Raw genomic sequence first — 14,898 nt, 5'->3', positions numbered from 1 at the left:
GCCACGGGCGGGGCGGGCGGCGCGACCGGCGGCTTCACCGGGGCGGGCGGGGCGGCGGCGGGCGCCGGCTGCAGGACGTCCACCCCGAAGTCGGTGGCGATGCCCGCGAGCCCGTCGGCGTACCCCTGCCCGACCGCCCGGAACTTCCAGTCCGCGCCGTGCCGGTACAGCTCGCCGAACACCATCGCCGTCTCGCTGCCGGCCTCCGACGCCACGTCGTACCGGGCCACCTCGGTGCCGCTGTCCGGGTCGACGACCCGGATGTGGGCGCCGCGGACCTGCCCGAAGGACTGCCGCCGCTGCGCCGCGTCGTAGATCGCCACCGCGAAGACGACCTTCTCCACCCCGGCGGGGACCTCCGCGAGCCGGACCTCGACCTGCTCGCGGTCGGCGCCGCCGCCGGCCCCGCCCAGGTGGCGGACCGAGCCGTCCGGGCTCCGCAGGTTGTTGAAGAAGACGAAGTGCTGGTCCGAGGCGACCTTCCCGTCCGCCCCGCAGAGCAGCGCGCTGGCGTCCAGGTCGTACCCGTCACCGGCCGTCCAGCCCAGGCCCACCCGCACCACCCGCACCCCGGGGGCCTGCTTGCCCAGGGAGACGTTGCCACCCTTCGTCAGGGCCACGCTCATGGAACTTCCTCCACCACCGTACGAGTACCGCTGTTCGACCACGACAACGCTGTAGAACTCGCGGCGGTTCCCGGTCGAACCGCCGGCTTTCCGTCCGGGCCGGAACGCCGTCCCACCAGCGGCGGAACGCCGCCCGAGGGGCCCCCGGCGGCGCCTCCCGGTACCGGGCGGGCCGGTCCGGCGGCCCTTGGACCGGCGTACGGCGCGCCGGGTCGGCACTCTGGCGGGCCGTCAGGTCCGGACCTATTGTCAGCGCACATGACATGTCTACGCCGCACCGCCGGACTGGCCGCCGCGCTCGCCGGAACCCTCGTCGCCCTGCTGGCCCCGGCCGCCGCCCAGGCCGCCCCGGCCGGCTGCCGCACCTCCGCCACGGTGCCGCTGGACGCCGAGCAGGCCCGCCTCCAGGACGCCCGCACGGCCGGCTTCACCGAGCGCTCCGGCCTGGGCGAGCTGCTCGGCGGCTTCCCCTCCGCGCTGTGCGCCGCCCGCAACGCCCGGCAGGCCGAGCGGGTGGCCGACACCTGGGGCCGGACGCTCTGGCAGGCGGGCGTGGACCGCGCCCAGGGCCGGCGGCCGAGCGGCGAACTGCCCGCCCGGGACGACCGCCCGCTGTACTGGACCAGGCTCGCCATGACCGTCCAGCTCGCCCGCTGGCAGCCCCGGTTCGACGTCGACCACGCCGCGCTGCGGGCCCGTTTCGAGGACGCCTCGCGCGGCCTGGACGACGGTTTCAGCGCCGCCCCCGGCGTCCGGCGGATCTTCGTCAGCGGCTTCGACCCGTTCGGCCTGGACGCCGAGGCGCGCCGCGCCAACCCCTCCGGGTCCGCCGTCCTGCAACTGCACGGGCAGCGGATCACCCTCGCCGACGGCAGCGCCGCCGAGGTCCGGGCGGTCGTCCTGCCGGTGCGCTACGGGGACTTCGACAAGGGCATCGTGGAGCGCGCCTTCACCCCGCACCTGCGGCCGGGCCGGCAGTCCGCCGACCTGATCACCAGCATCAGCCAGGGCTACCCGGGCAAGTTCACCCTGGAGGAGTGGGCCGGGCGCGCCCGCTCCGCCGACCCGGCCACCGACAACGTCGCCGCGCTCTCCGGCGGCACCTCCCAGCACCCGGTGGACGCCCCGGGGCTGGCCCCCGGGCCGCAGTTCGTCCGCACCACCCTGCCGACCGACGCCATGCGGGCCGTCCAGCAGCCCTTCCCGGTGCTGCTCGACACCTTCGTCACCGAGATCCCGGCGGGCGGCACCGGGCCGGTCTTCCGGCCGGACGGCCCCACCCCCGGCTCCCGCGCGGTCTCCGGTGGCGGCGGCGGGTACCTCTCCAACGAGGTCGCCTACCGCTCCAACCGGCTGCGTCTGTTCCTCGCCCCGGACCTCCCCGGCGGCCATCTGCACACCCCGGTCCTGAACGGCCTGCCGGCCGACCCGGACCGGCTCACCGCACCCGAGTTCGAGCAGAACGAGGCCGCGATCGGCGACGAGGTCCGCGCGATCCTGAGCGCCGCCAGGATCTGACGGACCGTCCGGGCACGTCCCGGGGACGGTCCGGGGCGGCCCGGGGGGGCGCCCGCTACGCCGGGTCGGCGAAGCGGGTGCCCGCCGCGCGGGCCCGCGACTCGGCGATCTCCGCGTAGGCGGCGTCGCGGCCCGCCCAGTGCGAGCCCTCGACGGACTTGCCGCGCTCCAGGTCCTTGTACACCTGGAAGAAGTGGGTGATCTCCAGCAGGTCGAACTCGCGCAGGTCGCCGATGTCCCGCAGGTCGGCGTAGCGCGGGTCGTGGGCCGGGACGCAGAGCACCTTCTGGTCCGGGCCGCGTTCGTCGCGCATCACCCACACGCCCACCGCCCGGCAGGTGAGCACGCAGCCGGGGACGGCCGGCTCGCCGCCGAGCACCAGGGCGTCCAGCGGCTCGCCGTCGCCGCCGAGGGTGCCCTCGACGTAGCCGTAGTCGGCGGGGTAGGCGGTGGCCGTGAAGAGGGTGCGGTCCAGCCGGATCCGGCCCGCCACGAAGTCCATCACGTACTTGTTCCGCGACCCCTGCGGGGTCTCGATCATGACCTCGAACTCCACCGCTGGCCTCCTCCTCGGCTCCTGGGGGGGATTGTCCGCCGTCCGGACGGCCACCGGAAGCACCCCCGCCGTCGAGCCGCCCCCGCGCCGCCCGAGGCCCGTGCGCACGCCGGTACCCGTGCGCCAGGTCTCGATTGTGCGGCGGAAGTGACGGCCCGACAATTCTTCGTCCACGATTCCTCTACGGTGACGCCTGCAACAGCCGTCACCATGCAAGAGGGGGCACGCCCATGTCCCGGAGCCGGAAGCTCCACCGCCTCAGCAACCCCGACGCCGACGAACGCCGCGCCCAGCGCGCGCTCTTCCGTCACCTCCGCGACGACACCAACGCCAACCGCGGCCGGATGGCCAGGCGCGTCCGCGAACTCCAGCTCCTGCTGGCGATGGACCCGGTCGAGTTCGAAGGCCTCATCGCCCGGCTGATGGAGGCGATGGGCATGAAGGTCGAGCTCACCGCCCGGTCCCGGGACGGCGGGGTGGACGTCCGCGGCATCGACCCCGACCCGTTCCGCGGCGGCAACGTCATCGTGCAGGTGAAGCGGTACCGGGACACGGTGGCGCCCACCGCGGTGCGGGACCTGTACGGGACGCTGCGGCACGACCAGGCCGCGACCAAGGCCGTCCTGGTCACCACCAGCAGGTTCGGCCCCAGCTCGCACCAGTTCGTCGCGGGCAAGCCGATCACCCTGCTGAACGGCTCCGAGCTGGTCGGTCTGCTCAAGCACCACGGCTTCCACGAGGTCTTCGCGGCCGTCCAGGACGAGGCCTCCGCGGAGGCCGGCGCCCTGGACGGACTGCCCGCGATCGAGGTGGCCGCCGAGCCCTCCCGGCTGCTCCTGCACTGGACCGGGGAGGAGGAGTACGACATCGCCGCCCTGGTCTGCCGGGGCAACGTGGCGCTCTCCGACGACCACCTGGTGTTCTACAACAACGGCTCCACGCCGGACGGTTCGGTGCGACTGGTGACCGGCTACGGCGACGCGAACGCCTGCCTGATGGTCGACTTCGACGCGCTGCCCGCCGACGTCGACCGGCTGGTGGTCATCGCCGCCGCCGACACCGAGAACCACCCCGGGGCCACCATGGGCGGGTTCGCCGGGCCCGCGCTGATCCTGGAGGCCGGCGCCGGACAGGACGCGGCCGTGGTGCACCTGGCGGACGGCGCGGAGACCAACACCGCGATGCGGCTCGGCCGGTTCGACCGCGAGCCCTCCGGGGACTGGGAGTTCACCCCGGCCCTCGCCGGGTACCCGGGCGGGCTGCGGCAGGCCGTGACCGCGTACGGCCTGGAGGTCGTGGACGCCTGACCCGGCGCGACACGACGTGAGGTGAGGTGCCGACGCGGGGCGCCCGGCCGAGACCGGGTGCCCCGCGTCGCACCCCTCAGCGCACGACGGGCAGCTCCAGCGCCGAGCCGCGGTCGCCGCCCCAGCCGATCCGGTAGCCCGCCTTCCCGTCGGCCGGGAGCAGCTGGAAGGAGTCGGGGTTGGCGGCCGCGACGGTCAGCCGGATCCGCTCACCGGCCCGGAACAGCACCGAGACCGGCTGGAGGTCGATGGTGACGCGCTGCGCGCGGCCCTGCGGGAAGTCCTCGGCGTCCTCGGCCGCGTAGCTGCGCGGCGTGCGCAGCCGGCGCCAGTCGGGATTGTCCGAGCGGTCCGCCACCGCCCGGTCCGCCAAAGAGAGTTGACCCTCCGTCAGATAGGTGACCCGGCCGTCCGGCGCGACGTCCTCCAGGTAGACGTGCAGGGCGCCGCGGGCCGAGCCCGCCAGGCCGGTGACGTCGAGGGTGACCTTGCCGTTGCCGGTGACCCGGGTGTCGGCGCCCAGCGGTGCGGTGGTGTAGCCGAGCAGCTTGGCGTCGACGGCGGCGCGGTCGGGGTAACTGACCTCGTCGCCGCTGAGGTTGGTGTTCCAGCGGTCCAGCGGGCCGGTGCCCGCGGTCGGGTCGAGGAGCAGCTGGTCGGAGCCGCCGCGGCGGTCGTCCGCCCCGTCGACGGACGAACGGCCCGTGGGCGGGTGGTCGGTGAGCGAGCGGCCCGCGCCGAGGTCGAACCGCCGGGTGCGGGTGCCGGGCACCGGCCAGCGGGTGGTGGTGCGCCAGACGCCCTCGTTGAAGGTGTAGTAGTGCACCCGCCGGGTGCCGTCGGGGCGGGCGTCGCCGCGGACGTAGCGGTCGAAGAAGTCGAGCACCCGCTGGTCGTTCTCCTGGTGCTCCTGCCCGGTGAGCGGGCGGGCGGGCTGGAACGGGTCGGCGAACCAGCCGGCGCCGTGGTTCCACGGGCCGATCCAGTCGTCCTGGGTGTTGGACAGGCCGGTGAACTGGGAGAGCACCCCGTTGGCGGTGCCCGCGTCGAGCCAGCCGGCCCTGGTCAGGACCGGCACCCCGCCGGCCTCGACGGCGTCGGTCCGCTCGCCGACGCTGCCGACCGTCCAGCTCTTCGGCCCGTCCCGGTAGTCGCGGTGGACGCCGGAGTGCGCCATCTCGACCAGGTTGGCGTTGTTCGCGTGCTCGGCGCGCGCGGCGGCGAGCAGGGCGGGGCCGTCGGGCCCGTCGACCGGCCGGGGCTGGAGGCCGGTGAGGCCGATGCGCGCGCAGAGCTGCCGGGTGTCCTCGTCCGTCTCGCAGGTGGTGCCGCCGGCCTGGTCGAGGATGCGCAGCAGCAGCGCGTACGGGGCGACCCGGGGTTCGATGAGCAGGCCGCCGGGGCGCACCAGGTCCTCGTAGGGGTCAAAGTCGTAGGAGATCGGGGCGGCGGCGGTGATGTGGTGGTTGCCGAGGGAGGTGGCGAGCATCGCGGTGTCGCCGCCGTAGGAGATGCCGGTGGTGCCGATCCGGCCGTTGGACCAGGGCTGGGCGGCGATCCAGTCGCTGAGCGGGCCGCTGTCGGCGGTCACGTCGGCGCCGAGTTCGGAGGTGAGGGTGCCGAAGGAGGCGCCGGTGCCGCGCAGGTCGGCGACCACGTAGGCGTAGCCGCGGGCGGTCCACCGCTCGGCCTCGCCACTGGTGCCGCCGGGTTCGCCGGCCTTGACCCTGGCCCGCCAGTAGCGCTGGGTGACCAGGACGGTGGGCAGGTCGGCGCCGGCCCGGGTGCCCTCGGGCAGGTAGACGTCGACGGCGAGGCGGACCCCGTCCGGCATGGTCACGTAGCGCGACCGCAGATGCGGCTCGGCGGGCCCGGACGGCCCGGCGGCGGCCGCCGGGGCGACCGAGAGCCCGAGCACGGCCGCGGCGGCGACCAGCGCCGCCAGCGGGCGGCGCAGCACTCCCCGCCTCATCGGACGGTCTCCTTCCGGGGGCCTTCCTCCGGGCGTGCCTCGGCCCCGACCGGGATGGTCACCACCGCGGTGTCCGTGTCCCCCGTGTCCGTGGTGCGGAAGGGCTGTTGCCCTGGCTGAGTACTCATACGACGACCTGGCCTCTCTCCTGCGAGTGAGTAGCGTGGTCTCGTCCCCCACCGCCGATGGGACCACGGGCGCCGGGCCGTCCGCCAGAGCGCGCTACCCTGAGACGACCCCGATCCGGCCCTGGCCCTCCCCGGACCCGTGGACCTCCCCGAACTCCCCGACCGGCCCGGGCTCCTGGCCCGGTCCGTCGGCCCGGCCTGGGCCGAAGTCGCGCACCGCCTCGGCGACGATCGCCTCCAGCCGGGCGTGGTGGGCGCCGCGCCAGTAGGCCTGGCCGCAGTCCTCGCACTGGGCGAAGGCGTCGTACGAGCGCTCGGTGCCGTCCCGCAGCTGCTCGCGCACCGAGGTCTTGGTGGCTGGGTGCAGCCTGCCGTTGCAGGCGGTGCAGCGGCTCCACGGGGTGAGCGGCGGCGCGAAGCGGGAGAGCACGTCGCGCAGTTGCTCGGCGGGGCGGTGGCTGTAGACGTAGGCGCCGGCCCACAGTTCGCGGCAGCGCAGCAGGCCGCGGTCGCGGGAGAGCATGATCCGCTGCTCGGCGGCCGAGCGGGCGGCCAGGGCGGCGTCGCCGATGTCGGGGTTCTCGTACGCGGCGTCCACGCCGAGCAGGCGCAGCCGGCGGGCGAGGGTGCCGAGGTGGACGTCCAGCAGGAAGCGCGCCGGGACGGGCGAGGGCTGCGGCCTGGCCACGGCCCGGACGGTGATCTCCTCGCCGTCGGCCGGGACGTGGCTGTCGGGCACCGCCCGGCCGTCCACCAGCAGGGCGCCGACCTCGGTGAGCGGCACCCCCAGGGACTCGACGACGTGGCCGAGGGTGGAGGCGCCGTCGGTGCGCAGCGCGGTACGGCCGGCCCGCCGGGGCGCGGAGACGAAGAGGTGCAGCTCGGGGGCGAAGTCGAGCTGGATCTGGGGTCGGTCCACGCGGCCAGCATGCCAGCGGGCGGCGGCCCGGGGCCACCGGGTTTCCGGCCCGGTCCGGTCCCGTTGGACGCTCCCTGGGCCGCCTTGGGGGTTCCCGTCCCGTACGGTCAGGCCCCTGGCGCCGCCCCCGCCACCACCGGCGGCGCCGGCGGTGACACCGCGTGACCGCGGTCCCGGGCCGCCCAGCGGGCGACCGGCCCCATCGCGTACCCCGCCGCGAGGAACACCCCGCCCAGGACCAGCCAGCCGGCCAGGCCCCCCTCCAGCAGCAGCGCGGTGAGCAGCAGCGGTCCGAGGGTGCGGGCGACGGCGACGCCGGTGCCGAAGAAGCCCTGGTACTGGCCGATCCGCCCGGGCGGGGCGAGGTCGAAGGCGATCTGCCAGCTGCCGGCCGACTGCCGCATCTCCCCCGCCACCTGCAGGACGGAGGCGGCGACCAGCAGCGCGCCGACCGCCCAGACCGGCACGTCCAGCGCGGACAGCCCGAACACGGCGCAGGAGCCGAGCAGCAGCAGCCCGGCGGAGCGGACCGCCCGGGCGGCCGGTTCCAGTCCGGTGATGCCGCGGGCCGCCCGGACCTGGAAGGCCAGCACCGCGAGGGTGTTGAGCACGAACAGCGCCGAGCCGAGCCAGCCGATCCCGGGGGCGCGCGCGGCGATCCAGAGCGGGATGATCAGGCTGAGCAGCGGCATCCGCAGCAGCAGGACGGCGTTGACCGCGGTGACGGCGGCGTACCGGCGGTCGCGCAGCACGGCCAGGCGCGGCCCGGCGTCCGACGGCCCGGTCGCGGGCGGGGCTTCGGGCAGCCGCCGCAGGACCAGCGCGCCGATCAGGAAGCCGAGCGCGGTGACGGCGAAGGCGGCCAGGTAGGCGGCGCGGGTGCCGACGCTGAGCGCGATGCCGCCGATCGCCGCGCCGACGGCCAGTCCGCCGTTGAGGGTCGACTGGATGTGGGCGAGCAGCGCGGTCCGCTGCGCGGGCGGCACCAGGGCGGCGACCAGCGCCTGCCGGGCGGCGGTCAGGCCGGACTGCGCGGTGGCGTAGAGGCAGACCGCGAGCAGGAACAGCGGGTAGGAGCGGATCACCAGGAAGGCGGCGACCACGGCCGCCGTGCCGAGCGCGAGCGCCATCGAGGTGCGGCGCGGGCCCCGCTGGTCGGCGAGGTGTCCGAGCGGGACGCCGGCGAGGGAGCCGAGCGCCCAGGCGAGGGTGAGGCCGAGCCCGAGGGCGGTCGGGGACATCCCGACCACCCGGGTGAAGTAGAGGGCGGAGCAGGTGTAGTACGCGCCGTCGCCCACGGCGGCGGCCAACTGGGCGGCCGCGAGGGTCCGCTGGGGCCCGGCGGGCGGCAGGGCGCCCCAACGGGCGGTTCGGTCGGACGGCATGCCCCTCCTTCACTCGTTCGCGGGCGCCACCGGCCGGAGGCGTCCGGGCGGTCACCCGCGCGCGCCCCCAGGGCCGTCAACGCCCCGCGGCCGTAAACGCCTCACGGACCGTCACCCTTGTTCGCGGCCCCCGGACGGGCGGCGCGCGGAGTCGGTCTTCGCAACCGCCGGTTCGGGTGCGCCCCCAGCCTACGGAAGAACCGGCCCAGTGGAACGGTCCAGTGATCAAGGAATTTCCTGGGCCAATTCCTTCTGCCGCCGCACCGTCGACCGACCCCTGAACCCACGTGCGAGGGGCGCCAGTTGGCGCCTCCGAGCCCGTCCCGGCGGCCCTGCTCCGGCCCCGCCCGCAGCTCCGAAGCGCCGTCCGTACCCGCTCCGACTCCGCTCCCGCCGACCGTCGCACAACCGTGATCGGGCCGACCAAGGGCCAACTTTGACCGTGTTGACCCGTCAGTAGCCTCCTTTTATGCTCAACGGCGTTCGCGATCCGGCACCGGCCCGGGGCCGCCCCGCCCGCCCGTTCCGTCGCCGTCTCCGGCCCGAAGGGTGTCCTCCCATCAGCACCTCCCTCGCCCCCTCGGACTCCAACGGCCGACCGCGCGACGCCGGGCACCCGCACGGTACGGCTGCTGCCACGGGCGCCCCGGGCCCGGAGGGCACCCGCCGCCGGCGCTTCCTCACCTACCTGTTGGCCGCGCCCACCCTCACCGTCGGCGCCCGCCTCGGCGCCGACGCCGTCGCACCCGCCACCGCACAGGCCGCCCCGCGCCCCGTCCCGTCCCCCGCCGCGGCCGCCGTGCCGGTCCGCGAGACCGCCCTCCCCCAGCAGCTGATCGGCCTGCCCGGCATCCCGGACATCGTCGACCTCGGCGACGCGATGATCATCGCCGGGCTGCCGACCGCCCACCTGCTGGTCCTCGAAGTCACCCCCGCCGGACGCGCCGTGCTGCACCTGCCCCGGCTGGAGGTCGGCCAGGGCCTCACCACCGCGATCGCCGTCATCGTCGCCGAGGAGCTCGACGCCCGGCTCTCCGACGTCGACGTCCCGCTCTCCGACGCCCGCCCCGAACTGCTCTTCAACCAGCTGACCGGCGGCTCCAACTCGATCCGCTCGCTCTACGACCCGGTCCGCGCCGCGGCCGCCGCCGCCCGGGCCCGGCTTGTGACCGCCGCCGCCAGGCGCTGGAACGTTCCCGCGCCCACCCTGCGCACCGCCGACTCCGCCGTCCTCGCCCCCGACGGCCGCCGGCTCGGCTACGGCGACCTCGCCGCCGAGGCGGCCACCGTCGCCGCCCCCGCCGTCCCGGCCCTCCCCAAGACCCCCGACCAGCTGCGCCTGGTCGGCCGGCCGACCGGCCGGATCGACGCCCGCGACATCGTCACCGGCCGTGCCAAGTACGCCGGGGACCTCGACGTCCCGGGCGCCGTGCCCACCGTGGTCGCCCGCCCGACCACCGTCAACGGCACCCTCAAGTCCCTGGACGCCTCCGCCGCCCGCGCCATGCCCGGAGTCCTCGGGGTCGTGCGGATCCCGACCGGCGTCGCCGTCCTCGCCGAGACCTTCGACCAGGCGCTCAAGGCCCGCGACGCACTGCGCACCACCTGGAACCCGGGGCCGGTCGCCGACCTGTCCGACGCCGACGTACGGTCCCGGCTGCGCGCCGCCCACCTGCCGTCCCTCCCGCCGCCGCTGCTCTCCCACCGGCTGGAGGGCGAGTTCGACTTCGCCTTCGTCAACCACGCCCCGATGGAGGTGCTCACCGCCGTCGCCGACGTCCGGCCGAACCGGGCCGAGCTGTGGTTCGCCGCGCAGAGCCCGATCCTCGCCCAGGGCACCATCGCCGCCGAACTCGGCCTGCCGACGAACGCCGTCACCGTCCACGTGGTGCGCGGCGGCGGCTCGTTCGGCCGCCGGCTGTTCTTCGACGCCGCCCTGGAGGCCGCCCAGGTCTCCAAGGCCGCCGGCCGCCCGGTCAAGCTGATGTGGACCCGCAACGACGACATGCGCCACGGCCGGATGCGCCCCGCCAGCCACCACATCGTCCGGGCCACCTACGGCCTCGGCCAGGTGTTCAGCTGGGAGCACCACGTGGCCGGCGTCCGCACCGACCTCGGACACGGCCTCGGCGACGTGTTCACCGCCGCCGGCTACAAGCTCCCGCTGGCCGGGCTCACCGGCGCCGAGCTGTTCTTCCTGCTCACCGAGAAGATCCCGTACGACGTCGGGGTGACCAACCAGCTGCTCGCCGAGGTGCCGCTGGAACTGCACACCGGCAGCTGGCGCTCCGTCTACTCCGGTACCGTCCGGGTCTCCGACGAGATCATGATGGACGAACTCGCCCGCCGGATGGGCCAGGACGAACTGGCCTTCCGCCGCGACCGGATGCGCAGCGCCACCGGGCGGGCGGTGCTCGACGAGCTCGCCAAACGGGGCGGCTGGGGCCGCCCGATGCCCCCCGGTCAGGCCCAGGGCATCGGCTACCACGACGAGCACAGCGCCTGCGTCGCCTACCTGGTCGAGCTGGACGCCACCGACCGCGCCAACCCCCGGGTCACCAAGGCCGTCGTCGTCGCCGACGTCGGCCGGGTGATCAACCCCACGGGCCTGGAGGCCCAGCTCACCGGCGCGCTGGTCGACGGCATCTCGGTGATCCTCCAGGCCGGCAACCACCTGGACAACGGCGCCTTCCGGGAAGGCAGTTACGGCGACTTCCACTACGCCCGGCAGCGGCACACCCCGCCGGTGGTCGAGATCCACCTGATGCCGCCGAGCGGACCGCCCGGCGGCGCGGGCGAGCTGGGCGTCCCGGCCGCCTCCGCCGCCGTCGCCAACGCCTACGCCCGCGCGACCGGCACCAGCCCGCGCTCCTTCCCGATCAACTTCTGACCACCAGCCGAGCCAGCCGAGGAACCGCGACCCCCATGCCCAGCCACACCTTCGTCCTCAACGGGCAGCCCGTGACCGTCGAGGCCCCGGACGACATGCCCCTGCTCTGGGTGCTGCGCGACAAGCTCGGCGTCACCGGCCCCAAGTACGGCTGCGGGGTGGGCGTCTGCCGCGCCTGCACCAGCCACCTGGACGGCCAGGAGTTCCAGCCCTGCACCCGTTCCGTCAAGGACTGCGCGGGCCACACCGTCACCACCATCGAGGGCCTGGCCGACGGCGAGGTGCTCCACCCCGTCCAGGAGGCCTGGCTCGCCTGCGACGTCGCCCAGTGCGGCTTCTGCCAGCCGGGCCAGATCATGACCGCCGTCGCCCTGCTGCGCCGCACCCCGAACCCGACGGACGCGGACATCGACCAGATCCAGAACATCTGCCGCTGCGGCACGTACCCGCGCATCCGCGAGGCGATCAAGCAGGCCGCCACCCGGCAGGGCGCCAAGCCCTGAGCCCTGAGCCCGGGTTCGGCCCACCGCCGTCCCGCCGCCGATCCTCCGCCGTCCCGAACCCTGGCGTCACCGGTCCAGACCACCTAGGCTGACCGGACCCCGTCGCCGAGCCGGCAAGGATGACGCATGATCAGGCGCCGTTCACTGCTCGCCCTCACGGGCCTGGGCGGGACCGCCGCCCTGCTGCCCGCCGGGCCCGCCCTCGCCGCCCCGACCGCCCCGCCGCGCACCATCGACCTCCCCGCGCCCACCGTCGGCCGGCCGGTCGGCACCGTCAGCCTGCACCTGGTCGACCACGACCGGCTCGACCCCTTCGCGCCCACGCCCGGCCCGCGCGAGCTGATGGTGCAGCTCTGGTACCCGGCGCGCGGCACCGCTGGCCGGCCCCGCGCGCCGTACACCACCCCCCGGGTCGCGGCCGTGATCGAACAGGCCCTGCCGCTGGACCCGGGCACCCTCGGCCTGGTCCGCCCCACCGCCCGCGCCGGCGCACCCGCCCACCCCGGCCCGCTCCCCCTGCTGCTGCTCGGCCACGGCCGTAAGGGCGGGCGCAGCAACTGCACTGCTCTGGCCGAGGAGTTGGCCGCGCACGGCTACCTCGTCGCGGCTCTCGACCACACCTACGACGCCGCCGCCGTCGAGTTCCCGGACGGCCGGCTGGTGCGCAGCGTCCTGTCGGAGGAGCCGCCGGACTGGGACGCCGCCGAGCGCGAGGAGATCGCCGCGCGGGTCGGCGACCTGCGCTTCGTGACCGGCCGACTGACCGGCGGCCGGCTGCCGTTCCGGGTCGACGAGGCGCGGATCGGCGTGCTCGGCCACTCCATGGGCGGAGCCGCGGCCGCCGAGGCGCTGCGCCAGGACCCGCGGTTCCGGATCGGCCTCGACCTGGACGGCGGCCTGTTCGGCTCCCCCGTCCCGGAGCTCGGGCTGGACCGGCCGTTCCTGCTGCTCACCTCGCTCGACGACCACGACACCTGGCGGCGATGGCGCGAGCACCACCACGCCTGGGGCCGCCAACTGCGCACCCTGGGCGCGGGCCACTTCAGCTTCACCGACCTGCCGCACGCCGCCGTCCCCGGCAACCTCCCGGGCCACCTGCCCCCCGAGCGCTACGCCGCCCTGCTCGGCACCATCGCGCCCGCCCGCGCCACCGCGCTCACCCGCACCTACGTCCGGGCCTTCGCCGACCACTTCCTCCGCGACCGCCCCGCCCCGCTCCTCGACGCCCCGTCCCCGCGCCACCCGGAGATCGAGTTCCGCTGGAGCCGCCGGTAGGCGTCCGACGCCTCAGGTGGCCGCCGGGTCGCGGCCGAAGAAGGCGGCGAGCCGGTCGTACGCCGGGGCGTCCTCGGGGACGTCGACGGCGGGCCCGAAGGCGTGCTGCTCCTCCTCGGCGCCCCGGTACCCGGGTTTGAGCGCGCCGGCCGCCCAGGCGAGCGCGGCGAGCGCGACCTCGTGGTCCAGGCCCTCGGTGGACTGGCCGGTGGCATGGGCCAAGTCCCAGCCGTGGACGGCGAATTCGGTGGTCTGCTGGTCCACCGGGAAGCGGGCCGGGAGGGTGCCGACGCCGGGGACCTCCAGGGTGCCGCCGAGGTCGCCGGCCGCGCGCCAGGCGTCGACCAGCTCCTCCGCCCCGGCCTCGAAGGCGTGCAGCCAGTCCTCCTCGACCCGTTCGAAGGGCTGCGACCAGTCCGGCTGCCCGCCCTTCGCCCGGACGGTGAACTGCCGCAGGTCGTGCAGGAGGTGGCTGACCAGGTCGCCGACGTCCCAGGAGCGGCAGGGCGTCGGGTGGCCGGCCAGCTCGACGCCGGTGCCGTCGATCAGCCCGGCGGTCTGCGCGAGCGCCCGGGCGAGCAGCCCGATCGGGTCTTCCGCTGCGGTCATGGCACACCTCTCGGTACGGGTCCCGGTCCGGGAGCACGGGTCGTGCCGGGCGATCGTAAGCGCGTGCGCCGACAACCGCCCGGCGCGACACCGGGCCCGCCGCCGCCCGGGGCGCGCCCCGCGGATCCCTGCCGGGCCTGCGGGACACGCCCCGGGGGCCTGCCGTCGAACCCGCGTCAGGCGGCGAAGCCGCCGTCCACCGCCAGCTCGGCGCCGGTGACGTACCGGCCGCCCTCGCCGACCAGGTAGGAGACCGCGGCGGCGACCTCCGCGCCGGTGCCGAAGCGGCCGAGCGCGGTGAGCTCGCGCTGGCCCTCCGCCGCGGGGCCGCCGGCCGGGTTCATGTCGGTGTCGATCGGCCCGGGGTGGACCAGGTTGGCGGTGATCCCGCGCGGCCCGAGCTCCCGGGCCAGCGCCTTGGTCAGGCCGATCAGCGCGGCCTTGCTCGTCCCGTACAGCGTGGCGCCGGGGAAGGCGACGCGCTGGGCTATGCAGCTGCCGAGGTTGACGATCCGCCCGCCCTCGGTCAGGTGCGCGGAGGCCGCCCGGGCGTACAGGAAGGGTGCCCGGACGTTCACCTCCAGGACCCGGTCGACGTCCTCCAGCGTGAGGTCGCCGATCGGGCCGAGGACGCCGACGCCCGCGTTGTTCACCAGGACGTCCAGCCTCCCGAACCGCTCGACGACGGCCTCGACCACGCCCCGCACCGCCTCCGGGTCGGCGCTGTCCGCCCGTACGGCCCAGCCGGTCCGCCCCATCGCGGTGATCTTCGCGGCGACCTCCTCGGCCCGCTCCGCGCCGCCCTGGTAGGTCAGCACCACGTGGGCGCCGTCCTCGGCGAGCCGCAGGGCGACCGCCGCCCCGATCCCCCGGCTGCCGCCGGTCACCAGGGCCACCTTGCCGTCGAGGCTGTCGAGCACTGCCGCACCGTTCATCGTCATATCTCCAGAACTCCTCGTTCCGATCTCGGACATGACTCGATCCTGGCCCGGGGCCCTTCAAACCTCCGGCGGTATTCGGACGTTGCGTTCAACGTTCAACCAAGTCGCGACGTGCTCCCGTGCCCCGGCGTGTGCGCCGACCACCGGTGGTGCGGTCCGACCGCCGGCCGCCCGGCCCGGGACCCCGGGAACGGACCGCGAACGCGCCGGGACCGGCCGGGGGGGCCCCCCGGGGGGGGGGGGCCCGCCGCCGTCTCACCCGAGCCTGC

General features: G+C 75.6%; 11 protein-coding genes and 1 pseudogene. 5 read left to right on the top strand and 7 right to left on the bottom strand.

The annotated features are described in order from the left end of the window. Window positions 1-74: 74 nt before the first annotated feature. A pseudogene (locus tag ACFVU7_RS44650) lies at window positions 75-626 on the bottom strand (TerD family protein); the annotation flags it as partial. Between the two features lie 258 nt (window positions 627-884). Between ACFVU7_RS44650 and ACFVU7_RS44645 the strand changes: the two are divergent. Further along, the gene (locus ACFVU7_RS44645; RefSeq protein ID WP_388052421.1) at window positions 885-2,144 is read left to right on the top strand and encodes a pyroglutamyl peptidase; all 1,260 of its coding nucleotides are present in this window, start codon (window positions 885-887) and stop codon (window positions 2,142-2,144) included. A gap of 55 nt (window positions 2,145-2,199) precedes the next feature. Here the strand turns inward: ACFVU7_RS44645 and ACFVU7_RS44640 are convergent, their stop codons facing one another. Beyond that, window positions 2,200-2,700: an inorganic diphosphatase gene (locus ACFVU7_RS44640; protein ID WP_049652137.1), complete on the bottom strand. Its 501-nt coding sequence runs from the start codon at window positions 2,698-2,700 to the stop codon at window positions 2,200-2,202. A gap of 230 nt (window positions 2,701-2,930) precedes the next feature. Here ACFVU7_RS44640 and ACFVU7_RS44635 point away from each other — a divergent pair, with 230 nt between their 5' ends. Next, window positions 2,931-4,007 carry a restriction endonuclease gene (locus ACFVU7_RS44635; RefSeq protein WP_049652136.1) on the top strand — a complete coding sequence of 359 codons (1,077 nt, stop codon included), beginning with the start codon at window positions 2,931-2,933 and terminating at the stop codon, window positions 4,005-4,007. A 76-nt stretch (window positions 4,008-4,083) separates the two neighbouring features. On the opposite strand, the gene ACFVU7_RS44630 is transcribed toward ACFVU7_RS44635, so the two are convergent. From ACFVU7_RS44630 to ACFVU7_RS44620, 3 genes are all read right to left on the bottom strand, one after another. Then, window positions 4,084-5,979, bottom strand: a complete 1,896-nt coding sequence (locus tag ACFVU7_RS44630; RefSeq protein ID WP_388052419.1) for a CocE/NonD family hydrolase — start codon at window positions 5,977-5,979, stop codon at window positions 4,084-4,086. A 222-nt stretch (window positions 5,980-6,201) separates the two neighbouring features. Then, window positions 6,202-7,026 (bottom strand): Mut7-C RNAse domain-containing protein, encoded by an 825-nt coding sequence (locus ACFVU7_RS44625; protein ID WP_388052417.1) that lies wholly within the window; start codon window positions 7,024-7,026, stop codon window positions 6,202-6,204. 107 nt (window positions 7,027-7,133) lie between these two features. Further along, window positions 7,134-8,411, bottom strand: coding sequence for an MFS transporter (locus tag ACFVU7_RS44620; protein ID WP_074005760.1), 1,278 nt, complete (start codon window positions 8,409-8,411; stop codon window positions 7,134-7,136). 469 nt (window positions 8,412-8,880) lie between these two features. Here ACFVU7_RS44620 and ACFVU7_RS44615 point away from each other — a divergent pair, with 469 nt between their 5' ends. The 3 genes from ACFVU7_RS44615 (at window position 8,881) to ACFVU7_RS44605 (ending at window position 13,079) form a co-directional block, all read left to right on the top strand. Beyond that, the gene (locus tag ACFVU7_RS44615) at window positions 8,881-11,301 is read left to right on the top strand and encodes a molybdopterin cofactor-binding domain-containing protein (protein ID WP_388052415.1); all 2,421 of its coding nucleotides are present in this window, start codon (window positions 8,881-8,883) and stop codon (window positions 11,299-11,301) included. A gap of 35 nt (window positions 11,302-11,336) precedes the next feature. After that, window positions 11,337-11,804 (top strand): (2Fe-2S)-binding protein, encoded by a 468-nt coding sequence (locus ACFVU7_RS44610; RefSeq protein ID WP_049652133.1) that lies wholly within the window; start codon window positions 11,337-11,339, stop codon window positions 11,802-11,804. Window positions 11,805-11,930: 126 nt separating this feature from the next. Further along, the gene (locus ACFVU7_RS44605; RefSeq protein ID WP_388052413.1) at window positions 11,931-13,079 is read left to right on the top strand and encodes an alpha/beta hydrolase; all 1,149 of its coding nucleotides are present in this window, start codon (window positions 11,931-11,933) and stop codon (window positions 13,077-13,079) included. Window positions 13,080-13,091: 12 nt separating this feature from the next. On the opposite strand, the gene ACFVU7_RS44600 is transcribed toward ACFVU7_RS44605, so the two are convergent. After that, complete coding sequence (locus ACFVU7_RS44600) at window positions 13,092-13,688, bottom strand: TIGR03086 family metal-binding protein (protein WP_074005762.1); 597 nt, start codon at window positions 13,686-13,688, stop codon at window positions 13,092-13,094. A gap of 176 nt (window positions 13,689-13,864) precedes the next feature. After that, window positions 13,865-14,629, bottom strand: coding sequence for an SDR family NAD(P)-dependent oxidoreductase (locus ACFVU7_RS44595; RefSeq protein WP_198959499.1), 765 nt, complete (start codon window positions 14,627-14,629; stop codon window positions 13,865-13,867). Window positions 14,630-14,898 lie beyond the last annotated feature (269 nt).

Source organism: Kitasatospora sp. NPDC058046, assembly GCF_042885595.1.
GTDB lineage: Bacteria > Actinomycetota > Actinomycetes > Streptomycetales > Streptomycetaceae > Kitasatospora.
The sequence above is the reverse complement of the archived record's forward strand: the minus strand, read 5'-3'. Positions and strand labels throughout refer to the sequence as shown.

Bases quoted from the DNA above. Each gene is read 5' to 3' on its own strand.
- ACFVU7_RS44615 (WP_388052415.1), top strand. From the start codon at position 8,881: ATGCTCAACGGCGTTCGCGATCCGGCACCGGCCCGGGGCCGCCCCGCC.
- ACFVU7_RS44645 (WP_388052421.1), top strand. From the start codon at position 885: ATGACATGTCTACGCCGCACCGCCGGACTGGCCGCCGCGCTCGCCGGA.
- ACFVU7_RS44600 (WP_074005762.1), bottom strand. From the start codon at position 13,688: ATGACCGCAGCGGAAGACCCGATCGGGCTGCTCGCCCGGGCGCTCGCG.
- ACFVU7_RS44630 (WP_388052419.1), bottom strand. From the start codon at position 5,979: ATGAGGCGGGGAGTGCTGCGCCGCCCGCTGGCGGCGCTGGTCGCCGCC.
- ACFVU7_RS44635 (WP_049652136.1), top strand. From the start codon at position 2,931: ATGTCCCGGAGCCGGAAGCTCCACCGCCTCAGCAACCCCGACGCCGAC.
- ACFVU7_RS44595 (WP_198959499.1), bottom strand. From the start codon at position 14,629: ATGACGATGAACGGTGCGGCAGTGCTCGACAGCCTCGACGGCAAGGTG.
- ACFVU7_RS44620 (WP_074005760.1), bottom strand. From the start codon at position 8,411: ATGCCGTCCGACCGAACCGCCCGTTGGGGCGCCCTGCCGCCCGCCGGG.
- ACFVU7_RS44605 (WP_388052413.1), top strand. From the start codon at position 11,931: ATGATCAGGCGCCGTTCACTGCTCGCCCTCACGGGCCTGGGCGGGACC.
- ACFVU7_RS44610 (WP_049652133.1), top strand. From the start codon at position 11,337: ATGCCCAGCCACACCTTCGTCCTCAACGGGCAGCCCGTGACCGTCGAG.